Source organism: Chryseobacterium oncorhynchi (assembly GCF_002899895.1).
In the GTDB taxonomy this organism is placed as follows: Bacteria; Bacteroidota; Bacteroidia; order Flavobacteriales; family Weeksellaceae; genus Chryseobacterium; species Chryseobacterium oncorhynchi.
On sequence record NZ_PPEI02000006.1, the window covers coordinates 115,709 to 138,743 of the forward strand.

Annotated in this window: 22 protein-coding genes and 1 riboswitch; of the genes, 12 read left to right on the forward strand and 10 right to left on the reverse strand. The window is 36.7% G+C overall.

The genetic code is table 11. The features are described from left to right. Positions 1 to 10 precede the first annotated feature (10 nt). From C1638_RS18400 to C1638_RS18435, 8 genes are all read right to left on the reverse strand, one after another. The gene (locus C1638_RS18400; RefSeq protein WP_109623419.1) at positions 11 to 736 is read right to left on the reverse strand and encodes a sulfite exporter TauE/SafE family protein; all 726 of its coding nucleotides are present in this window, start codon (positions 734 to 736) and stop codon (positions 11 to 13) included. Then, entirely contained in the window at positions 727 to 1,179 is a 453-nt protein-coding gene (locus tag C1638_RS18405) for a FixH family protein (RefSeq protein WP_109623420.1), read from the reverse strand. The genes C1638_RS18400 and C1638_RS18405 overlap by 10 nt, the downstream gene beginning before the upstream one ends. A 9-nt stretch (positions 1,180 to 1,188) precedes the next feature. Beyond that, entirely contained in the window at positions 1,189 to 2,643 is a 1,455-nt protein-coding gene (ccoG, locus tag C1638_RS18410) for a cytochrome c oxidase accessory protein CcoG (RefSeq protein ID WP_109623421.1), read from the reverse strand. Positions 2,644 to 2,739: 96 nt separating this feature from the next. After that, positions 2,740 to 3,621 carry a cbb3-type cytochrome c oxidase N-terminal domain-containing protein gene (locus C1638_RS18415; RefSeq protein WP_106918004.1) on the reverse strand — a complete coding sequence of 294 codons (882 nt, stop codon included), beginning with the start codon at positions 3,619 to 3,621 and terminating at the stop codon, positions 2,740 to 2,742. 9 nt (positions 3,622 to 3,630) lie between these two features. Further along, complete coding sequence (locus C1638_RS18420; RefSeq protein WP_027373015.1) at positions 3,631 to 3,831, reverse strand: cbb3-type cytochrome oxidase subunit 3; 201 nt, start codon at positions 3,829 to 3,831, stop codon at positions 3,631 to 3,633. A gap of 18 nt (positions 3,832 to 3,849) precedes the next feature. Further along, positions 3,850 to 6,111: a cytochrome-c oxidase, cbb3-type subunit I gene (gene ccoN, locus C1638_RS18425; RefSeq protein ID WP_109623422.1), complete on the reverse strand. Its 2,262-nt coding sequence runs from the start codon at positions 6,109 to 6,111 to the stop codon at positions 3,850 to 3,852. Positions 6,112 to 6,132: 21 nt separating this feature from the next. Next, positions 6,133 to 6,345 carry a cbb3-type cytochrome oxidase assembly protein CcoS gene (gene ccoS / locus C1638_RS18430; RefSeq protein ID WP_109623423.1) on the reverse strand — a complete coding sequence of 71 codons (213 nt, stop codon included), beginning with the start codon at positions 6,343 to 6,345 and terminating at the stop codon, positions 6,133 to 6,135. A gap of 109 nt (positions 6,346 to 6,454) precedes the next feature. Next, positions 6,455 to 8,833 carry a heavy metal translocating P-type ATPase gene (locus C1638_RS18435; RefSeq protein WP_109623424.1) on the reverse strand — a complete coding sequence of 793 codons (2,379 nt, stop codon included), beginning with the start codon at positions 8,831 to 8,833 and terminating at the stop codon, positions 6,455 to 6,457. 88 nt (positions 8,834 to 8,921) lie between these two features. Between C1638_RS18435 and C1638_RS18440 the strand changes: the two genes are divergently transcribed. The 12 genes from C1638_RS18440 to C1638_RS18495 all read left to right on the forward strand — a co-directional run bounded on the left by C1638_RS18440 (position 8,922) and on the right by C1638_RS18495 (position 18,413). Beyond that, positions 8,922 to 9,635 carry a Crp/Fnr family transcriptional regulator gene (locus C1638_RS18440; RefSeq protein ID WP_109623425.1) on the forward strand — a complete coding sequence of 238 codons (714 nt, stop codon included), beginning with the start codon at positions 8,922 to 8,924 and terminating at the stop codon, positions 9,633 to 9,635. Between the two features lie 63 nt (positions 9,636 to 9,698). Continuing rightward, positions 9,699 to 10,514, forward strand: a complete 816-nt coding sequence (gene panB / locus C1638_RS18445) for a 3-methyl-2-oxobutanoate hydroxymethyltransferase (protein WP_109623426.1) — start codon at positions 9,699 to 9,701, stop codon at positions 10,512 to 10,514. A gap of 3 nt (positions 10,515 to 10,517) precedes the next feature. Next, on the forward strand, positions 10,518 to 10,832 hold the full coding sequence (locus tag C1638_RS18450; RefSeq protein ID WP_109623427.1) for a hypothetical protein: 315 nt from the start codon (positions 10,518 to 10,520) through the stop codon (positions 10,830 to 10,832). A gap of 8 nt (positions 10,833 to 10,840) precedes the next feature. Continuing rightward, positions 10,841 to 11,521: an RluA family pseudouridine synthase gene (locus tag C1638_RS18455; protein WP_109623428.1), complete on the forward strand. Its 681-nt coding sequence runs from the start codon at positions 10,841 to 10,843 to the stop codon at positions 11,519 to 11,521. Between the two features lie 133 nt (positions 11,522 to 11,654). Next, positions 11,655 to 11,751: riboswitch (TPP riboswitch) on the forward strand. 57 nt (positions 11,752 to 11,808) lie between these two features. Beyond that, positions 11,809 to 12,015: a sulfur carrier protein ThiS gene (thiS, locus tag C1638_RS18460; RefSeq protein ID WP_109623429.1), complete on the forward strand. Its 207-nt coding sequence runs from the start codon at positions 11,809 to 11,811 to the stop codon at positions 12,013 to 12,015. 22 nt (positions 12,016 to 12,037) lie between these two features. Then, the gene (gene thiC / locus C1638_RS18465; RefSeq protein ID WP_109623430.1) at positions 12,038 to 13,849 is read left to right on the forward strand and encodes a phosphomethylpyrimidine synthase ThiC; all 1,812 of its coding nucleotides are present in this window, start codon (positions 12,038 to 12,040) and stop codon (positions 13,847 to 13,849) included. Next, positions 13,846 to 14,436, forward strand: coding sequence for a thiamine phosphate synthase (locus tag C1638_RS18470; protein WP_109623431.1), 591 nt, complete (start codon positions 13,846 to 13,848; stop codon positions 14,434 to 14,436). Before thiC ends, C1638_RS18470 begins: the two co-directional genes overlap by 4 nt. Continuing rightward, positions 14,409 to 15,149 (forward strand): hydroxymethylpyrimidine/phosphomethylpyrimidine kinase, encoded by a 741-nt coding sequence (locus tag C1638_RS18475; RefSeq protein WP_109623432.1) that lies wholly within the window; start codon positions 14,409 to 14,411, stop codon positions 15,147 to 15,149. Before C1638_RS18470 ends, C1638_RS18475 begins: the two co-directional genes overlap by 28 nt. 5 nt (positions 15,150 to 15,154) lie before the next feature. Next, entirely contained in the window at positions 15,155 to 15,775 is a 621-nt protein-coding gene (locus C1638_RS18480; RefSeq protein ID WP_109623433.1) for a thiamine phosphate synthase, read from the forward strand. Then, positions 15,768 to 16,544 (forward strand): thiazole synthase, encoded by a 777-nt coding sequence (locus C1638_RS18485; protein ID WP_109623434.1) that lies wholly within the window; start codon positions 15,768 to 15,770, stop codon positions 16,542 to 16,544. The genes C1638_RS18480 and C1638_RS18485 overlap by 8 nt, the downstream gene beginning before the upstream one ends. An 11-nt stretch (positions 16,545 to 16,555) precedes the next feature. Beyond that, on the forward strand, positions 16,556 to 17,674 hold the full coding sequence (thiH, locus tag C1638_RS18490; protein ID WP_109623524.1) for a 2-iminoacetate synthase ThiH: 1,119 nt from the start codon (positions 16,556 to 16,558) through the stop codon (positions 17,672 to 17,674). Positions 17,675 to 17,702: 28 nt separating this feature from the next. Next, positions 17,703 to 18,413 carry a HesA/MoeB/ThiF family protein gene (locus C1638_RS18495; RefSeq protein WP_109623435.1) on the forward strand — a complete coding sequence of 237 codons (711 nt, stop codon included), beginning with the start codon at positions 17,703 to 17,705 and terminating at the stop codon, positions 18,411 to 18,413. Between the two features lie 79 nt (positions 18,414 to 18,492). Here the strand turns inward: C1638_RS18495 and C1638_RS18500 are convergent, their stop codons facing one another. Beyond that, positions 18,493 to 20,709 carry a TonB-dependent receptor domain-containing protein gene (locus C1638_RS18500; RefSeq protein ID WP_109623436.1) on the reverse strand — a complete coding sequence of 739 codons (2,217 nt, stop codon included), beginning with the start codon at positions 20,707 to 20,709 and terminating at the stop codon, positions 18,493 to 18,495. A gap of 99 nt (positions 20,710 to 20,808) precedes the next feature. Beyond that, entirely contained in the window at positions 20,809 to 22,929 is a 2,121-nt protein-coding gene (locus C1638_RS18505) for an outer membrane beta-barrel family protein (protein ID WP_109623525.1), read from the reverse strand. Positions 22,930 to 23,035 lie beyond the last annotated feature (106 nt).

Genomic DNA, 23,035 nt, shown 5'->3' on the forward strand with positions numbered 1-23,035 from the left:
TAATTTCTAATTAATGGCAATTAACAGCTCCGTTTGGGTCTTTGGAAATAGTCATGGCTTCTGCCTTTGGAGAAACATACGGTATCCCAAGTTCTAGACCTCTCAGAATGAACAGACCTCCCAGAATGATCATAATCACAGGGACGGCCTTTAAAACCTTTATCCTAAAAGCTTGATTCATGAGATTTCCGGCCAAAACAATAGCAAACATGAATGGAAGTGTTCCTAATCCGAATAAAGCCATATATAAAGCTCCCTGCCATATTCCGCCTCCTGCAAGACTTGCTGTAAGAGCCATATAAACCATTCCACATGGTAAGAAACCATTAAGAATTCCGGTTGTTAATCTGGAACGGTAATCTGCTTTTTGAAGTAATCTCCCTAAATTTAACTTTACAGAATATAAAAATTTGGACAAAAATGGAATCTTTGAAGCAAAATCTTTTCCTCCAAACGAAAATACAGCCATGATAATAAGCAGAACACCTGCAGTAATCGTCAGATATTTCTGAAATCCTGCCATCTCAAACCCCTGTCCAATAATCCCCAAGAGTGCACCCAATAATGAATAAGTGAATATTCTTCCAAATTGATAGGTGAGATTCTGGAGATAAAAATTGGCAGCTTGTTTTTTGGTTAATCCCATCGATAATGCAATAGGGCCACACATTCCGATGCAATGAAAACCGGAAGCAAAGCCTAAAGCAATAGCCGATACAATAAGTCCTATTTCCATATCACATCATAATCCATTCTATAGTCTGTTTTGTCTTTTGTCCAACTCAATCTTAGGGTATAATTCCCCATTTTCAATACCTGTGCAGGTATCATAAAAGTTTGGTTGGCATCAAGCTCTACAGATTTTTTTATGTCTAAATTCTGGTCGTCGGTTCTATTTAAAACAAATTTTACCGTAGTATTAGAATTATTATATTCTTTTGGAAAAGTGATTTTAATTCCATTAGCTTCCTGGCTGTATGCAGGTTTTTCCTGTAACTCGTCAGCTCTTTTCTTAGCATCAATTACATCTTGGTATTGTAGCTCTTCTTCATAGTAATTATCTGTTACCATTTCTGAGTTTTTCTGCCCATTTGGGAAAAGAAACATCATGGATAATATAAAAACTATGAATGCAAATAATGCAATTACAACACCGTGTCCCCAACTAAAGTTCTTCATTTTTTCTATTTAAAATTGCAGTTTGAATGGTCCTTCAAAATAAGTCTGATAAGAATCCACGAGCTTACCTTTCATATCATAAACCCCGATGGTAATATTCTGTTTAGATAACCTCATTTCATTCTCAGGGAAGCTGATATTAATGGTTCCCTTGGAAATTTTGTCTCTGTCTACCTGTATCTTACTTGAAGCACTATATGTGATCTCTCCATGAGCAGGATCTATTACCTTAATGGTAACGATCTTTTTGTCATTTGTTTTGTTTAAGAATGTATAATTATAGGTATTGATAATTTTTCCCTCTTTTACAAAGAATGTACTCCCTGCCGGTTTAATGAATTTAGCTTCCATTTCACCACGACTGTAAAGAAGGTATCCTAAGAATCCTACCAATAAGAATAAGAATACTGAAAAGCCTTTCATTCTTCCTGTAAACTTGAACTGAGTTTCTTTCTCAATTTCATTTTCAGAAGCATATCTTACCAATCCTTTTGGAAGGCCCACTTTTTCCATTACTTCATCACAGGCATCAATACATGCTGTACAGTTGATACATTCCAGCTGTTGTCCGTCTCTGATATCAATTCCTGTAGGGCATACCACTACACACTGATGACAATCTATACAATCTCCTTTACCAGCCGCTTTTCTGTCTTCTCCTTTTCTCCATTTTGATCTGTTTTCTCCTCTCTTGAAATCATAGAAAACATTGATCGTATCTTTATCAATCAGTACACCCTGAAGTCTACCATAAGGACAAACCAATGTACATACTTGTTCTCTAAACCATGCAAATACAAAGTAAAATGCTGCAGTAAGAAGAATCATTACGATAAAATTGGTAGGATGTGCAAAGGGTCCTTCAGAAACAATTTTAATTACTTCTTCATAGCCCACGATATACATGAACATAAAGTGAGTAATAATCAGTGATATGGCAACATAAACAGACCATTTTAAGCTTCTTTTCCAGATCTTCTCACCATTCCATTCCTGTCTGTCCAGCTTCATTTGCTTGTTTCGGTCACCTTCAATCAGATATTCGATTTTACGGAAGATAGATTCCATAAAAATTGTCTGAGGGCATATCCACCCGCAGAAAATTCTTCCGAACGCAATCGTAAAAACAATAATAAAGATTAAGGATGCGATGGCACCTAAAGTAAGGATAAAAAAGTCCTGTGGATAGAAAGGTTGTCCAAAAATAAAGAACTCCCTGTCTATTACATTAAACAATAATAGTGGATTGCCATTAATTTTAATGAACGGCAATGAAAAGTAAATAATTAATAAAAGATAGCTTACAAGATTTCTATAGTTGGTGTATTTTCCCTTAGGTTTTCTTGGGAATACCCATCTTCTTTTACCGGATTGCTCCATTGTCCCGATAGAATCTCTGTAAGTCTCAGGGTCCAGAACCTGTCCCTGTCCGCCTCGTACTTCTATTTCTTCTATGTCTGACATATTAGTAATGTGTTTAAAAAAGAAAAAACATAATTCGTTACTATTTTTAAGGTAATAACAAATTATGTTTTTTTCATATGTTTCTAATTTTCTAAATTATTCTTTTTCCCAATGTGCTTCAGTTCCTTGAGGAGCTGCTCCTCCCTGAGCCTGAGTCACTGGTGCTACTTCCTGGTTGATGTGGTATACATAAGCTGCAATTTTTTCAATTTCAGCTCCAGAAACCTCTCCGTTTTTACCAAATGCTCTCATCGCAGGGTTAGTAGGAGAACCATTCCAGTCCATATGGAATACATTTTTGAATAAAGTCTTCTCTGGCATATTGATCCAGTAGTTGTCAGTAAGGTTTGGACCAATACCTCCACTACCGTCTTCTTTGTGACAAGATGCACAGTTTGTTTTGAATAATTCTTTACCTTCTGCAATGTTGTCAGCTGAATACTTAGCTGTTTCAATTGTTACAGGAGGTTGCTCGCTTTCATACTTCGCAATGCTTGCCATTTGCTCCTTGTATTCTTTTTCATATTCGCTTAATGGATGAGCGAAATCTGTGAAAGAATAAGCTGCAATGTATACAATACAAAAAGCAGTCCCAAAATAGAATAAACCTACCCACCATTTTGGTAACTGATTATCCAATTCCATGATACCATCGAAACCGTGGTCGATAAGGATATCTTTCTCTTCAGAAGCAGATTGCTTCTTGAATGCAGCGTCGTACATTCTTTTTAAGAAAGGAATTTTCTTCTCAGCTAAATAAGCTGCTTTTTCTTCCGGAGATAAAGTTTTGAATTTGTTGTTTTCAATCAAATCTCCAATAGCACTGTGGATGTATGCTAGAATACCAGCAATTACAACAGTTCCCCAGAAGTAAGGCGAAGCTAGGAACGCGTAGCTCTGTACAAACAAATAATAAAAAACGATTAAAAGTCCGATTATTATTAAGATGTTTACGATAACAGGTGTTCTTTGTTTCATAAAAATAGTTTAATTTTTTAAATTAAAATCGTCATCTTCATCATCCCCAAGTGGTGCTTCTTCTTCTTCTTTGTAATATTTTTTAGGCTTGCTAAAAACATAGATTATCAAAGCTACGAAGAACAGCATAAAGAAAATTAGTGCCAGAGTCTGGTAAAACCCAGCATTTTCCGTATTGGATAATATATCTTTAAAGTTCTGAGGAATCATATGAACCTTTTAATGTTTTTAGTTATTACTTGCTGTTTTGATTTCAGTTGTCTTGATATCAGTTCCTAATCTCTGAAGATAAGAAATAAGAGCTACAATTTCTTTTTTCTCTAATTCTCCTTGAGGTCTCTTAGCGTATGCCTCTTTCAAGTCATTTGCTTCAGAGAAGATATCTTTTACAATTTTTGCCGATTGGTTATTAGCCCATTTGTCTGCAGAATCTATTTGAGCCTTTGTATAAGGTACATCAAATGTATTCTTCATCAGCTTCATTTTATCTACCATTTTAGATCTGTCTAAGTCAGTAGCGATCAACCAAGGGTAACGAGGCATGATGGAACCTGCAGAAGTAGATCTTGGGTTATACATGTGTTTGTAGTGCCAAGAACTTGGGTTTTTCCCACCTTCTCTATGTAAATCTGGTCCTGTTCTTTTAGAACCCCATAGGAATGGTCTGTCATATATAAATTCTCCTGCTTTAGAGTATTGTCCGTTTTTACCGTTGAATCTTGTAATCTCATCTCTGAACGGTCTGATCATCTGAGAGTGACAAGCGTTACAACCTTCACGAATATAGATATCTCTACCCTCTAATTCAAGTGGAGAATAAGGTTTTACTGCTGATATTGTAGGTACACTTTTCTTAAGAGATAGGGTAGGGATAATTTCTACCATACTTCCAATTGAAATTGTACACAATGATAATACTGTTAACAATAATGGCATTCTTTCCAACCAAAGGTGGAATCCTTCTCCTTCTTTACGTTTGTTTCCGATGTTAGCTAAAGCTGGTGCTTCTGCAGGAACTTCTTTTTGGAATGATCCTTGTCTTACTGTAGCAATTACGTTTACAATCATTAGGATAGCTCCTGAAATATAGAAGATACCTCCTAAGAATCTCATCTTAAAGTAAGGGATAATAGCCGTTACAGTATCCAACCAGTTTTTCCATAATAATGTTCCGTCTGGGTTGAACTGTTTCCACATTAATCCTTGTGTGAATCCAGAAATATACATTGGTACTGCATAGAAAATAATTCCTAATGTCCCTAACCAGAAATGCCAGTTAGCTAATTTTACAGACCACATTTTTGTTCTCCACATAATTGGTACCAAGTAATAGATAACCCCGAATGCCATGAAACCATTCCATCCAAGAGCTCCTAAGTGTACGTGACCGATAACCCAGTCTGTAAAGTGACCAATTTTGTTGATGTTTTTAGTTGCTAAAAGCGGTCCTTCAAACGTTGCCATACCATAACAAGTAACAGCTACTACGAAGAACTTAAGAATAGGATTTTCTCTTACCTTATCCCAAGCTCCTCTTAAAGTAAGAAGACCATTTAACATTCCTCCCCAAGATGGTGCAATAAGCATAATAGAGAAACCTGTTCCTACTGCCTGTGCCCATGCCGGAAGAGCCGTATACTGAAGGTGGTGAGGACCAGCCCAGATATATACAAAAATTAGTGACCAAAAGTGAATAATAGACAGTTTATATGAGAATACAGGTCTGTCTGCCGCTTTTGGTAAGAAATAATACATTAAACCTAAAACTGGAGTTGTCAAAACGAATGCTACCGCATTGTGACCATACCACCATTGTACAATGGCATCTTTTGCTCCTGCATATGCAGAATAAGATTTCCAGCCAGTGAAAGATAATGGAACTTCAAGATTGTTGAAGATATGAAGCATTGCTACTGCAACCCAAGTACCAAGATAGAACCAAATGGCTACATAAAGGTGTCTTACTCTTCTTTTTGAAATGGTTAGAATCATATTAACCCCGAAAATGATCCAAGATATAGCAATTAATATATCAATTGGCCATTCATGCTCAGCATATTCCTTAGAAGTATTGATACCCATAAAGAATGTAATGAACGTAGCTACGATCATAAACTGCCAAGTCCAAAAATGGATCCAAGATAATGTATCACTATACATTCTTGTTTTTAATAATCTTTGCGTAGAGTAATACACTCCTACATAAACAATATTACACACGAACGCAAAGATCACGGTGTTGGTGTGCAACATTCTGATTCTACCAAAACCAAATGCTCCATGAGTGTTTATTAACCCTTGAATGTTACCTGATGATAAACTATTAATTGTTGTATCATCTGTACCGAATAAGAATTCCGGTAATTCAGGGTAGAAAAGCATTAATGCCGCCGTAAGCCCGAACATAAATCCTATGAAACCAAAGATGATGGTCGCATAGAGGAACGCACGGACAATACTATTGTCATAACTAAACTTTTGTGTTTCCATATCAACTATTCACTATTTTTCTCAATTTTTATTATTTTCTCCTATCTCTTTTTCGTCTTTATTATTGTCGCCATTTTCATCTTTTTCTTTGACTCTTTCATCATCAAAAAGGATTCTGACAGCAGGAGATTCATCATCTTCAAACTGTCCTTTTCTGGCATACACTATAAATACGACCAAGAAAATGGCAGCTAAAGAAACACTGCAGACGATCATTAAATATAGAATATCCATTGGACAACAAAATTAACCTATTTTCGGGGTTCAAATTTAGTGAAAAATAATGACATTCATCACGAAATGCCGATTTCAGCTAATTTAAAATCAGTCTAAATAAGGGCGTTTAAGCCTGTTTTTTGAAGTGTTTGCGACCTAGTATCCAAGTCGAAACTGTGGTGAAGGTAACTACCGTGATAGAACTAACTGGCATGATGATTGCCGCAAAAAGCGGATGCATGTGCCCTGTAACAGCGTAACTTAACCCAACAATATTATAAAGAAAACTGATTATAAATGTCATTTTCACAATCGTGATAGAGCCTTTGCAGACGTTCAGGTAATTGTCCAGAGTGACTACTTTTTCTCCATTCATGATGACGTCAGAAGAGGGGGTAAAGCTGTTGGTATCATCTGCTATAGCAATACCTACATTACTTTGCTTTAAGGCTCCTGCATCATTCAGTCCATCACCTAGCATTGCTACTTTCATGTCCTGATCCTGAAGGTTTTTGATGTAGTTCAGCTTGTCTTCCGGACTTTGGTTAAAGGCCATTCCCTTATAGTTAGGGATGAGTTCCTTAAGTTGAAATTCCTCTGAGGAGTTATCACCACTCAGTATAAATATTTTGTAGTTGGTAAGTTTTTTAAATAGATCCTTAAGTTTAGGTCGGTATTCATTTTTGAAGATGAATTTACCTAAAAACTGATCGTTTTTACTGATATAAACAGCTGTTTCAAGGTTCTTTGGCTCTTGGTTATTATAACGAGCAGAGCCAATTTTGTAAACATTTCCTCTAATGCTGGCTTCATAGCCTTTTCCTGAGATTTCCTGGAAATTCTCTACTGTAAAGTAATCATCATTTACTTCTATGAAGTCATAAAGTGATTTTGAAAGCGGATGGTTTGAGTTTTTCAGTAATGTTTTGATATTGAGTAAATCAAACTCTTGAATTTCGGTACCATCGTATTTAATGCTTGATTTTTTTCTGTGAGTAATAGTTCCTGTTTTATCAAAAACAATGGTGTCTAATTTTGCGATTTTTTCAATTGTTAAGGTGTCTTTTACGTAGAATTTATTTCGACCTAAAATCCTCATAATGTGTCCGAAAGTGAATGGTGCAGACAACGCAAGAGCACATGGACAAGCAATGATCAAAATGGCTGAAATTACCTGGAACATTTTCTCTAAATCGATGAAAGCCCAATAAATTCCAGAAATAAGTGCAATGCCTAAAATAATGAATGTGAAATATTTACTGATGTTATTGGTCAGTGTGTCAAGTCCCGTCTCATGTTTTTTAAAGGCTTCCTTATTCCATAGCTGAGTAAGGTAACTCTGATCTACATCTTTGATGACTTCAAGCTCTAAGGATGATCCTACTTGTTTACCTCCTGCAAAAATTTTATCTCCGGGTTGCTTGCTGATGCTTTCACTTTCTCCGGTAATAAAGCTATTGTCAATATTACCTTCTCCGTTGATAAGAATGGCATCAACTGGTATGATTTCCTGATTTCTAACCAGAATTCTGTCTCCAACTTTTATTTCAGAAAGAAGAATGTTTTCCTGCTTTCCGTCAAAGTCTACTTTTGTTACCGCAATAGGGTAAAAAGATTTGTAATCCCTGTCGTAAGAAAGTGCGCTGTATGTTCTTTTCTGGAAAAGTTTACCCATCAGCATGAAAAATAACAGACCACAAAGGGTGTCAAAGTATCCTGGGCCATAATCTGTAGCCACTTCATAGATGCTTCGTCCGAAAAGAACAAATATTCCTAATACGATAGGTACATCAATATTAACGATCTTATTTTTTAATCCGTACCATGCAGATTTGTAATAGTCTGAGGCAGAATAAAAGACAACAGGACAAGCCAGCAAGAACATCAGTACTCTGAAAAGTCCCTTGTAGTGCTCCATCCAATAGTCTTCACCTCCTACATATTCGGGAAATGCTAAAAACATCCCGTTTCCGAATGCGAAACCTGCAATGGCAAATTTCACAAGAAGGGATTTATCTAAATGGTCAACATTTTTCTCAGCTGTTTCAAGACTGATAACAGGTCTGTATCCTAGATTGGTTAAAAAATTAGCTAGTTCGCTTAATTTGAAGTCTTTATGATTGAATGAGATCTGTAAGGTCTTTCTGGTAAAGTTAACTTGTGAATACTTAATATAAGGATTCAGAGTGTGGAGGCTTTCTAATAGCCAAATACAAGAAGAACAGTGAATTACAGGGATTTTGAATGTGACAAGACTTGTATTTCCCTCAGAAAAATCAGTAACCTTTTCGAAAATTTCCGGAGTATCCAGATAATCGAACTGGGTAGAGTTTTCATCACCCGGACGAATTCCTGCCCCTTTATTAAGTTCATAGAAATTACTTAAATTGTTCGTATTCAGGATTTCATAAACAGACTTGCAGCCATTGCAGCAGAAAGTCCTTTCATCAAACAGAATTCTCTCTTTTTCTATCTCTTGACCACAATGAAAACAGTTCTCGCTCACCCCATAAAATATTGAACTACAAAATTATAACAATTTTTTTTGTTTATCGCGTTAAAAAGTTCTATTTTTGTGATAAATATCATATAAAATGCCGCAGGAACAACAGATAGCAATTGAAGAGAGGTTCGCCAGAGTTTTTAATGATAAATCATTTAAGGAAAGACTTTCTAGCGTAGATTTTGAAAAGTACATTAATGGCAAAAAAAGACTGAGTTTTCAGAAACATGATACCATCTTTGAGGATGGAGAAACTCCAAGAGGAGTTTTTGTTCTGGAAAAAGGGGCTGCCAAACTTTCAAAATCAGGAGCTTTTGGGAAAGATCAGATTTTAAGATTTATCAAAGAGGGGGATATCATCGGCTATCGTTCTTTGCTTTGTGGGGAAAATTTCCAAGCCAAAGCAGAAGCAATGACAGATATAGAATGTGTTTTCTTACCAGCAGATATTTTCATGTATCTTTTGGAGGTAGATCCACAATTGTCTTTCGTAATGCTTCAAAAAATTTCATACGAATTAGGAGAATCCTCCAACACCATTACTTTCCTTGCCCAGAAAACGGTAAGAGAGAGACTGGCGGAAATATTAATTCTTTTGGAACAGAAGCTGGGAGTAGATCCGGAAGGCTTTATCAAGATCTCCTTAACAAGGGAGGAAATTGCAAACATTATTGGTACTGCTACTGAAAGTGCCATTCGATTAATCTCCGAGTTCAAACAGGATAGCCTGATTGAAGTGGATGGGAGAAACATCAAGATTCTAAATCACGATAAACTCATGAAACTCGGTCACGTAGTTTTATAAAAATCATACAAAACTTAAGTCGGCCAAAGGCCGACTTTTTAACTTTTAAAAAATAGATAAATTATGTCTGTTCACTCTGAAATTAAAAAAGTTACGACTGAAACCTTGCGTAAAATGAAATTCGACAAGGAAAAAATAACAATGCTTACAGCTTATGATTTTACCACGGCAAAGATGGTAGACGCAGGTGGAGTAGATGCTATTTTGATTGGAGATTCTGCTGCGAATGTAATGGCTGGTTTTGAAACTACATTGCCTATTACATTGGATCAGATGATCTATCATGCTCAAAGTGTGGTAAGAGGAACTGACAGAGCTTTGGTTGTAGCAGACTTACCTTTCGGAACTTATCAGAGTAATCCTGAAAAAGCATTGGAATCTGCAGTAAGAATGATGAAAGAAGGAGGTGCTCATGCGGTAAAGATTGAAGGAGGTAAAGAAATTTCAAAATCAATCAAAAAAATCATCAACGCCGGAATTCCGGTAATGGGGCATTTGGGATTAACACCACAATCAATTTATAAATTTGGAACCTATAAAGTAAGAGCTAAAGAGGAGGCAGAAGCTGAAAAGCTGATCGCTGATGCACAACTTCTAGAAGAATTGGGCTGTTTCTCTGTGGTTCTGGAGAAAATTCCTGCAGAACTTGCAAAAAGAGTAACAGAAAGCATTTCTATTCCTACTATCGGAATTGGAGCAGGTGCAGACTGTGACGGACAGGTTTTGGTATATCATGATATGGTAGGAATGAACAAAGGATTCAGTCCGAAGTTCCTAAGAAGATATCTTGATCTTTATACCGAAATTACAGGAGCGGTTGCTCAGTATGTAAAAGATGTAAAAGATGTAGAATTTCCAAACGAAAACGAAAGTTATTAATTTATGCAGAATCAACAATCCATCCAAGGGATGCTATCCATTGGAGCACTAATTTGTCTTGCTATAGGTTGGTTTAATTTATTTTCTCCGGAAATTAATCATTTGCTTTCCAGAAAGGTTTTTTACGTCCTAATCGGAGCAAGTTTCTTTGTTCAGGCACCATTGCTTACAAACAAAAACTTTATGTATGCAATGTATGCTGCAGCAGGGATTTGTGTAGTGGGAGCATTTTTGCCAGAAGACTCAAAACTTTCTGTAATGAAAACTATAGGTCTTTTGGGAGGTATTATCCTTTCGCTTTCTAATAGAAGAAGATAGACTGAAGAATTATGAAGGAGCAGATTGTATATGAAGATAATCATCTTCTGGTGGTTAATAAAAAAGTTGGCCAGCTTGTACAAGGAGATAAGACAGGTGATGAATCCCTATTAGAATCAATAAAGAATTTTATAAAAATAAGAGATGCTAAGCCGGGAAATGTTTTTCTCGGTTTAGTTCATCGTATAGACCGTCCCACTTCCGGACTGGTAATCTATGCTAAAACATCTAAGGCTCTATCGCGTCTTACCCAAATGGTAAAAAATCGTGAGGTTAAAAAGACCTATTGGGCTGTTGTGGGAAAAGAAATGATTCCCCAGACTCAGAGACTGGTTCATTATTTAAAGAAAAACGAAAAGAATAATAAAGCTATCGTTTTTCCTAAGGTTACGGAGGGAGCAAAGGAAGCTATTCTTACCTATAATGTTATAAAGGCACTGGATAATTATTTGCTTCTTGAAATTGATCTTGAAACAGGAAGGCATCATCAGATTCGAGCTCAGCTCTCCAAAACGGGAATTCCGATTAAGGGAGATCTTAAATACGGAGCTCCACGTTCCAATCCGGATGGAGGAATTAATCTTCATGCCAGAAAATTGGAATTCATTCATCCTGTTACAAAAGAAAATATTGAAATTATAGCGCCCGTTCCGCAGAATGATGCGATCTGGAGAGCTTGTGAAGAATAAAAACTTTATGCATACGGATACAAATCCTTGTATAAGTATGTCCTTTACTTATAAACAAACCACCTCAATTCTGGGGTGGTTTATTATTTGAAAAAATCAATTTTGCCTATTCTGAAAAAATAACTAACTTCGCCCCATACTTTAGGGGTGTCTGTTATTTACAGACTGAGACTTTACCCTTTGAACCTGATCTGGATCATACCAGCGTAGGGAAAAGTAGGTGACTTTTGCTGTACATTCTATTGTACAATAATGGCCATTCCTAAAGTATATTTAAAATATTAGGAATGGAACTTATAATCAACCACACCCGAAAAATATTTAATGTACTTCCTGACAATCTGGAAGCACTATTGGCTATGGAATTACCCGGAAAAAAGAAGGGAATTGCTGTAGCCCTCAACAATCGTATCATTCCGCTGTCCGCCTGGGCAGAAACATTTCTTAAGGATCAAGATTCAGTTTTAATCATTACTGCCACTCAAGGCGGTTAATTCATATTTAATACCAATATTTATGGCTCATTCAATTACGTGTTCGCCATTTCCGAACTCAAAGAAAATTTATGTTGAAGGAAAAATTCATCCTATCAATGTAGCAATGCGCGAAATACAGCTTAGCCCTACAAAGCTTAGCAAGGGCGGTTTTGAAGAAAATCCTCCGGTAACGGTTTATGATACTTCAGGTCCTTATACTGATGAAAATGCAGAAATTGATATTCAAAAAGGACTTCCAAGAATAAGGGAACAATGGATTTTGGATAGGAAAGATGTTAATATTCTGGACGGAATTACATCAGAATACGGAAAAGCCCGTCTGGCGGATACAAAGCTTGACGAATTACGTTTCGCTTATGATCACAAACCTAAAGTGGCGCAGGATGGTAAAGAGCTGACTCAGCTTTACTATGCAAAACAGGGAATCATTACTCCTGAAATGGAATATGTAGCCATCAGAGAAAACCAGCGTATTGAACAACTGGAAACCGTTTCAAAAGAGATGTCTTTTCAGCATGTCGGAAATAGTTTTGGTGCCAACACGCCCAAGGGTAAGATTACACCGGAATTTGTAAGAGATGAAATTGCGGCAGGAAGAGCTATTATCCCGAATAACATCAATCACCCTGAAAGTGAGCCTATGATTATCGGACGAAACTTTTTGGTGAAAATCAATGCCAATATCGGAAACAGCGCTGTTTCGTCAAGTATTGATGAAGAAGTAGAGAAAGCCGTTTGGGCGTGCCGATGGGGAGCTGATACCATTATGGATCTTTCAACAGGAAAGAATATTCATGAGACGAGAGAGTGGATTATCAGAAACAGCCCGGTTCCCATTGGTACAGTTCCTATTTATCAGGCATTGGAAAAGGTAAAAGGAGTACCGGAAGATCTTACATGGGAGGTTTTTAGAGATACATTGATAGAACAGGCAGAGCAGGGAGTATCTTACTTTACCATCCATGCCGGAGTTCTGTTACGTTATATTCACCTGACAGCAAACAGAGTAACAGGAATTGTATCCAGAGGAGGTTCCATTATGGCAAAATGGTGTCTATTCCATCATAAAGAGAGCTTTTTATATACTCATTTTGAAGAGATTTGTGAGATCATGAAGAAGTATGACGTAGCTTTTTCTCTAGGAGATGGTCTTCGTCCTGGTTCTATTGCTGATGCCAATGATGCCGCTCAGTTTGCAGAACTGGAAACTTTAGGGGAGCTGACAAAAATTGCATGGAAACACAATATACAGGTCATGATTGAAGGTCCCGGACACGTTCCGATGCATATGATTAAAGAAAATATGGAAAAGCAATTAGAAGAATGTCAGGAAGCTCCATTTTATACTTTAGGTCCTTTGACTACAGATATTGCACCGGGTTATGATCATATTACATCAGGAATTGGTGCGGCAATGATCGGATGGTTCGGATGTGCCATGCTTTGCTACGTAACTCCTAAAGAACACCTAGGCCTTCCCAATAAAGATGATGTAAAAGTTGGGGTAATTACTTATAAGCTAGCCGCCCACGCAGCAGATTTAGCAAAAGGACATCCCGGAGCACAATATAGAGATAATGCATTAAGTAAAGCCAGATTTGAATTCAGATGGGAAGATCAGTTCAACCTTTCGTTAGATCCCGATACGGCAAGATCGTATCATGATGAAACCCTGCCCGCTGACGGAGCAAAAATTGCCCATTTCTGTTCTATGTGCGGACCAAAATTCTGCTCCATGAAGATTACACAGGAAATTAGAGAATCGGCAGAGCAAGGAATGCTGGATAAATCACAAGAGTTTATTGAAAAAGGAAAGGAAATTTATATATGATCCTCGTTATCACTCCAGAAACAGTAGTTCCCAATGAACAAGAGATTATTAATCAAATGTTTCATGAGGGGCTGGATTTGCTTCATATCAGAAAACCGTGGATCAATAAAGAAGAAATGACCGATTTTATAAACGAAATTGATCACTCTTTTTATGCTCAATTGGTTTTACATACTCATTATGAACTTGGGAAAGAGTACAGTATTTCCAGATTTCATTTTAGGGAACAGGATCGAAAAGAGGGAAAGTATAAGCCATTGATGATTGAAAATATCATTTCAACCTCTGTACATAACATTACAACCTATAACATTTTGGAAAAAGAATGGGAATATGCCTTTATAAGCCCATTTTTTCCGAGTATTTCCAAAAAAGGATACGGTGTTGATTCAACGGTAATGGATAGTGTAAGACAAAGAAATAATCCGGAGGTAAAGCTGATTGGTTTGGGAGGAATTGATGCTGATCATATTCACGAGGCTTTTGATGCTGGAGTAGACGGAGTAGCTTTATTAGGAGCAATTTGGGAAAGTAATGAACCCTTAAACGTTTTTAAAGAATGCAGAAAGAACGCCCTTTCGTCATAAGCATTGCAGGCTTTGATCCAAGCGGAGGAGCCGGTTTGTTATCAGATATTAAAACGTTGGAACAAATAAAAGTAATGGGATTAGGAGTATGTACAGCGCTAACATTGCAGACTGCTTCTCAATGTCTTAATTTGGAATGGAGACCTATAGATGAGATTGTCAAGGAAATTAATGTATTGATGAGTCATTATCCGGTTTCCGTCGTGAAAATTGGAATTGTAAAAGATGCTGAATTTCTGATTGAAATTATCAATGCAGTTAGGACTTGCAATGCTGACGCTAAAATTGTTTGGGATCCCGTACTGAAGAGTACATCAGAATTTACTTTTTTCAATCTTGAAACACTTCCGTTATTGAAAAATAGAATAGACAAGATCAGTTTAATTACACCTAACTATAATGAATACAGTGTTTTAAAGAATGTTGGTCTCTTGTCATTAGAAAACTGCTGCCCAGTGCTTATCAAAGGAGGGCACAGAGAAGACCTTTTAGGAACGGATGTTTTAGTTGAGCATGGAGTTGAAACCCTGTTAAAACCAAGCAACGGAGATTTTATGTATTACCCAAAACATGGATCAGGATGCGTTCTGTCTTCAGCAATTGCCGGAGAGCTGGCTAAAGGTGAATGTCTGGAAACCGCTTGCAGAAACGGAAAATTATATATCGAAAAATTTTTAAAAAGCAATCCCTCTTTACTGGGAACACATTCATAGTAATTATGGAAAAACTACAATACATATCACAAGGAAGTACGCATCAGGAGCAGGAACTTAATATCCGTAAAGCTTTGGACAACGGAATAAAATGGGTACAGATCCGTTGGAAAAACGCCCCGGAAAATGAATTAATCAGCCTTTGTGAAATTTCAAAACAGCTTTGTTCAGAATATCAATCCGTTTGTATCATCAATGATAATGCTCTGCTGGCAAAAAATATAGATGCAGACGGTGTTCATTTAGGATTGAATGATGGTTCTGTTGAAGAAGCAAGGCTTATTTTAGGCAAAAATAAAATCATTGGCGGAACAGCTAATACTCTTTCTGATGTACTTCAAAGAATAAACGAATCATGCGACTACATAGGCTTAGGCCCATTGAGGTTTACTTCTACAAAGGAAAAGCTTAGTCCTATTCTGGGATTTGAGGGCTATCAGGAAATTATCAATCATTTGAAAGAAAAATCAACAGAAATTCCCAAAATATTTGCCATTGGCGGTGTTACGCTTGAAGATCTTATCCTTCTACAGCAGATCGGAATTTATGGAGTATCAGTTTCTGGCCAGATTACAAGCCAGCCGTCCATCATTAATGAATTTAAAAAAGCAATGATCTATGCATAATCAAAAATTAATAATAGCAGACAGAACCTTTGAATCAAGACTGTTTTTAGGAACAGGAAAGTTTGGAAGCCTTATGGATATGGCCGCATCTGTCGTTGCTTCAGAAACTAATATGGTAACGATGGCCTTGAAAAGAATCGATGCCCAATCAGCCGAAGACGACCTCCTTGATTCATTAAGAGAAACAAATGTTCATCTTTTACCCAATACCTCAGGGGCAAGAACAGCGAAAGAAGCCGTATTGGCGGCACAATTAGCAAGAGAAGCCCTGGAAACCAACTGGGTAAAGCTTGAGATTCATCCAGATCCAAAATATTTATTACCGGACCCTATTGAAACCCTCTATGCAACAGAAGAATTGGCGAAACTGGGGTTTGTCGTAATGCCTTACATTCACGCAGATCCGGTTTTGTGTAAACGTTTGGAAGATGCAGGAACTGCTGTGGTAATGCCTTTAGGAGCGCCCATCGGAACCAATAAAGGATTAAGAACTTTAGACTTTTTAGAAATCATTATCAGCCAAAGTAATGTTCCGGTTGTAGTAGATGCCGGAATAGGAGCGCCGTCCGATGCTGCCAAGGCAATGGAAATGGGAGCAGATGCCGTTCTTGTCAATACAGCAATAGCCGTTGCCAGAAATCCAGTGAATATGGCCGTTGCCTTTAAAGAAGGAGTCATTGCAGGAAGAAGAGCATTTGAGTCAGGATTAGGAGCAATAGCTAACCATGCAGAAGCATCAAGTCCGTTAACCTCGTTTTTATTCGAATAACAATTAAGATGATGAATAGCTTTAAAGATGTTTTTGAACAATATCGATGGGATGAGGTAAAAGCTAAACTTGAAAAGGTAAGTATATCTGATGTTCAGAACAGTCTTCAGAAAAAGAATAAAACACTGGAAGACTTTCTGAACCTGCTTTCACCAGCTGCCTCACAAGAATTGGAACTGATGGCAAAGATGACGCAATCTCTTACCCAAAAACGTTTTGGAAAAACCATTCAGCTATACGCTCCATTGTACCTCAGCAACGAATGTCAGAACATTTGTACCTATTGCGGTTTCAGTTTGGATAATAATTTAAGGAGAAAAACCCTTACCGATTCGGAATTAATGATTGAAGCCTCCGTTCTGAAGTCAATGAGTATTAATCATGTTCTGTTGGTAAGCGGAGAAGCCAATAAAATAGTGGGAGTTCCTTACTTTAAGAACGCTGTTCGTTTATTAAGACCTCTTTTTTCCAATATTTCCATTGAAGTGCAGCCTTTGGAAGAAGAAGAGTACAGACTTCTTCATGAAGAAGGGGTTCATTCCGTATTGGTGTATCAGGAAACTTATCATCAGGAAGTGTACAAAGAATATCATCCAAAGGGTAAAAAATCAAATTTTCATTTTCGTCTGGATACTCCTGACAGAATTGGGAGGGCCGGAATTCATAAAATGGGATTAGGTGTTTTGCTTGGGCTGGAAGACTGGCGTGTGGATAGCTTTTTCAATGCTCTTCACATCGATTATCTACAGAAACAGTACTGGAAAAGTAAATTTTCGGTATCCTTTCCAAGGCTTCGGCCCGCAGAAGGAATTATTGAACCTAATTTTATTATGGAAGATAAAGACTTACTGCAATTGATCTGTGCCTACAGAATTTGGAATGAAGATCTTGAAATATCAATCTCCACAAGGGAAAATGAAGTGTTCAGAAATCATATCGTATCACTCGGTGCCACCGCAATGAGCGCCGGATCAAAAACCAATCCGGGTGGCTACTCTGTGGATAAAGAATCTCTGGAACAATTTGAGACCAGTGATGAACGAAGCATGGAAGAAATTAGGATTATGATTAAAAAATCAGGCTATGATCCTGTAATGAAAGATTGGGATTCCGTTTACAGTGGTTGTTAAACTTAATGGATCAATTATAATATTTAAAATGCAAAGCGAAGATATTTTTAAAAGATACAGCAGGCAGATTTTTATAGATGAAATAGGACTGGAAGGGCAGAGGAAAATTATGGCAGCCAAAGTTCTTATTATAGGAGCGGGTGGCTTGGGAAGTCCTGTGATCCAATATTTAGCAGCTGCAGGAGTTGGAACTTTAGGACTTGCTGATTTTGACTATGTAGAGCTTCATAACCTGAACCGCCAGATCATACACAATGAGAGTGGAGTAGGAATGCTGAAGATAAAAAGTGCACAAACCTTTGTGAAAAACCTTAATCATCAAATAAAAGTGACAGGGATTGAAGAGAAAATTAGTGCTGCTAATGCTTCGGAAATACTCTCCCAATATGATATTATTGTAGACGGGTCAGACAATTTTTCAACAAGATATTTAGTCAATGACACTTGTGTAACATTGAAAAAAACATTGGTTTATGGAAGTATTCTAGGATTTTCCGGACAAATGGCCGTCTTCAATCATCAGGGAAGCAAAAATTTAAGAGACCTTTTTCCTGAACCACCCGTTGATGAAGATGTTCCAGATTGCGATAGTTTGGGTGTTCTTGGGGCTTTACCGGGAATTATAGGAAGTATGATGGCTCTTCAGACCTTGAAAATAATTACGGATATTCCTGTAACCTTAGACCAGCTAACACTTATTGATACGCTGAACTGGAGGTTTCAAACGATAGATTTTTAAACATAAATCATTAGTCGGGATAAAAAATGAGGCAGTAATAATTTTACTGCCTCATCTTGGTTTATTTTATCATTTAAATCTATTGTCCTTGTTGCATTACACCACCATTATCCTCTTTCTTAGGTTGGTTTAAGATACTTGCATCTTCCTTGGCCAATTTATTCTTGGTAGGAATTTTATAGTTGATCGAAATACCAAAGTTTCTTGAATCATACTTGGTTCTTATCAATACAGATTCGCTGGCTGGCAGATTAGAGTAAGCCTGCATCACCTGACTGTTGAAAATATCATTAGCAAATACAGAAACACTCAGACGTTTATCCATAAACTTTTTAGTTAATGTAATGTTTAGGGAGTTATTAAACGGTTTATCAGCTGTAAAATAGAAGTAACCTCCTTTTGCTGTTATATAACTGTAATTTACATTCATGTTGATTCCCTTTGGAAGAATCAATTGAGTCATAAGGTTGAAGATCCAGAAACCTTTATTGTTGAGGTTGTCAATTTCGTGCTTTTGATATCCTGCATACAGATACATGAAATTGATTTTATCAGGATTGAAATTAAACTTCATCACCTCACTCAATGGCTTACTGAAAAGCATGAACGGAATAGGAAGTCCCACATTGAAGTTATGAATCTTCATGTTGGATATATTAACCTGTTGATTGAATAAGTTATTTCCACTTTTTCTAACAATCTGCGCAACCTGATTCGTTGCTGAACTTACGCTATATCCAATAAATGCATAATCAAAAGCAGAAACCTTTACTTCATAATTGTCAAAAATAGTAGGCTGTAAGTTCGGGTTACCTGTTATTTGAGTATTGGGGCCACCAAATGTTGTATTATTCGGGTTTAGGGCAGAAATACTTGGTAAACTGATCTTTCTGTTATAGTTAGCTGCAACGTATACCTGATTCATCATGTTATACTGAATGCTGGCGTTCGGAAAGAATTTAAACTTATTAAAAGGAAGCAAGTCAGCCTGAACCAATTTTTCATCCTTATCAAAGTACCTTGTCACTCCGGAAATATCATAGTTTTCAAAACGTGAACCCAACGTAAAGTCAAATTTCTTCAGCTTAGCCTGAAACTCCAAATAAGTTGATGCAGTTTGTCTCTGATATTCAAGGTTTGTAAGTCCAAAACTTTCCGTATCATAATCCTGTCTTTCATACAATCCTCCCAGACTTACCTTTCCTCCATCAAGAAGCTTTATAGGTTGAGAATAATCTACCTTAAAGTTGGCTATCCTCATATCCGATTTATTGTTAATAACATTCCCTCTGAAATAATCAAAAGCTTGATTGTCAGTTGTAAATCTCCCTCTTTGGTAGAAGTTGTCCTGACCAAACTTACTATTGGATTTTGTATACCCAAACTGGAAATCTAATTTTTGAGATTTATCAGAGAAACGTTTTTGGTACGTTACAACAGCTTCCTGTCTTACATTGTTTGTATTGGCTGCATCATAAGCATCAAAAAGTCCCTCTTTGTATACATTAGGCTTGGCGCTTACAAGAATATTGGCAATACCATTACTTAAAGTATAGTTATCATTATTGTTATGGTAAATATCGTAGTTCAATAATAACCTGTCCTGTCCAAGATCAAACGTAGCACCTGCTTTTGCAAAGTAACCACGGGCTAATCTATCTGAGTTGGCATCCAGTATATTTTCTTGTTGAGAGCTCAACATACTTTCGCGGTAGTTTTGACCTACGTTAAGCTGCCATCCGAAAAGCTTATTTCTGGCGTTTAGATTAACAGAGTTGGTTGTTCTGCTTCTGAACTTATCATAATTAGTGAATGTATAATTCCCAGAATAAGTAGCTGTTAAATATTTATTGGCGTTTTTGTTGGTGATGATATTCATGATGGCGCCCCCTGAAGTAGCAGGAAACTCTGCTCCCGGCTGGGTAATTACTTCAATTCTATCTACTGAGTTAGCGGGCATTCCCTCAAGAAAAGCATTCAGATCGTTGGATGTAATATTCAAAGGTCTTCCGTTTAAGAAAACATCCAGAATCTTTCCCTGATACATCATTCCTGCAAGATCAGTGGCTACAAGCCCCGGAAGTTTTTTAAGTCCCTCCAGAACATTTCCATTATTTAGCTGAGGCTGCTCAGAAAAATCAAAAATGGTACGATCTGCTTTTTGTTCAACGGCTTTTTTAGTTTTAGTAATAACAACCCCTTCAATTTGTTTCTCATTGGTTGTATTATTGCTTTTTTCCTGTGAGAAAACGCACACAGAAGTTATAAGCGATAAAGCGAATATAGTTTTTTTCATAATGTTTTTTACAACTATTCAGTTAGACGCACAAAATGAAAAATTGTTACTGAATAATTTTCAAAAACTGTTTTTTTAGTAATTTTTTATTTCTGAAAATTATTGTGCTCTATCTTTCTCCTCAAACTTAATGTTCTTTTTGTTGATACTCTTTTTACCTGCCCCAAAAGTATAAGTGGCACTTAATCGGAAGCTTCTACCATCCCAATAATTGTCAAAATGCTGACTATTATCTTTAAAATACATATCACCACGGAATCTCTGAGCAAAAATGTTTGTAACAGTTGCATTGATCTGTAGCTTTTTTTCCATGAGTGAGATTTTTAATCCAGAGGTAAGCTCCGGAAAGTTGTGAAAATAAGAAGTCACATTTCTGTAAGGAAGACTGTGATCAAAATTCACAAATAAAGAAAGAGTTTTTTCTTTGTTCAGGCTAAAAGTATTGTTAATAGAGTAACTGAATGAACTCCCTTTTTTAGGTTCTGCTTCAATGCCAAATACACTTGAATTTTGAAGAGATGCATTCATGGAAATGCTGGCTTCCCAGATTTTGAAAAAAGTGTCAGTATATGAAGCATTTACACCCCAAAAATCATTATTATAATAATTCAGATAAGTACCGATTTCTGAGAGCCCGTCTATATTGGAAATCTGACCAAATGCATTTTTCATTTTCAGATAATAAGCACTTACTGATAGCTTATTGTTAAAGGTATATCCCAGTTCCCAATTATTGATGTAAGCAGGCGTAAGCAAAGGATTTCCTGAAGAATAAGAATATGGATTTGAATACCAGCGGAACGGATTAAGATTGCTCATACTAGGACGGTTGATCCTTCTGGAATATGAAAAGCTGAATACATTCTTCTCTTCCTTGTAAGAAATGTAAGCAGAGGGAAACCACTGACCATATTTGTATTGATTCCCCATATTAGAAGAGGGAGTAAAACTTTCTACACTTGTATTTTCATAACGGATACCAGCTTTTGTTTCCCAGTGTTCTCCAAAAGATTTTGAATAGCTTACATAGCCTGCATAGTTTTCTTCTTTGTATTGAAAAACATTAGCTTTTGAAAGATCAGGTACATATTGTCCGGATATAAGAGTAAGATATTGTAAATCTGAAGTATTTTTAAATTGATTAAATTTTACACCTGTTTCAATAATTCCAAATGAAAACGGAAGTTCCAGGTCTGCCTGAGCAGAAAAAATCTGTGGTGCAATGATAGAAATAGTTCTAATATCTTCAATAGACTGATTGGAGTACTTCAACGTAGAGAAATTAACCTCCGTATCAGAATTATTTTTATAAAAATTTCCGGCAATGCTTAATTTTTTTCCTAGTGAATCTAGCTTTACATCATAGTAAGCACTCAAAGTATGGGTAGGAAGCTTTTCCCGATGAAAAGTATTGGTAAGAAGGTTTTCTTCATTCAAGTCAGAATCAATGTTTCTCGTTTTGTTGACGATATCCATCCCTGATTTTTGATGTGCATAAATATATTCAAATCCGATTTGTGAATTTTTACTGATTTGATAGGAAATATTAAGATTAGGCGTCAGTTCTTTCCACATATCTTTTCTTACCGAATTGCTGTAATTCTGGCTGCTCCCCAGAATCGAATAATTTTCATTAGAACGTTTGGCAGAATCATAATACGTTAATTTCAGGCTGCTGCTGAATTTTTCCGTTTGGTAATTTAGTGAACCATTAGAATTGAACCCGGAATAACTTCTTTGGATGAGGTTAGAATTAATATTTCCGCTAAACCCCAAATTCGGATTTTTTTTAAGTATAATATTGATAATACCACTATTTCCCTGCGCTTCATACTTTGATGGAGGCGTTGTAATAACCTCTATTTTTGCTATATTTTCGGATCTGATGGATTTTAAATAATTAAATAAAGCAGTTCCTGAAAGGTTAAGCATTCTTCCGTTGACCATTACACTTACTGTACTTTTTCCGGTAATAGAAATTAGACTTTGGTTTTCATTTACTTTCAGCAGGGGAACATTGGCAAGAGTTTCCGAAGCATCCATTCCCTGTGATGCAATAGAAGCTTCCACATTGAATATCAAACGGTCTGCCTTTCTCTCGATCAATTTTTTCTTCGCAAGAATATTGACCTGCCCAAGGCTTTGAATGCTGTCTTTTTGGATCTGTGCAGAGACGGCTGAAGAAAAAAGGCTGATGATAAAGACGTATTTTAGTGTCATGGTTTGTAATCTTGGGACAAAGATATTTTCAAACTTTCTGAGCTGAAATGGCATTTAGATTTGAGCGGAAATTAATCCGTTCAAAAAAGATTCATCGGAAAAAAAA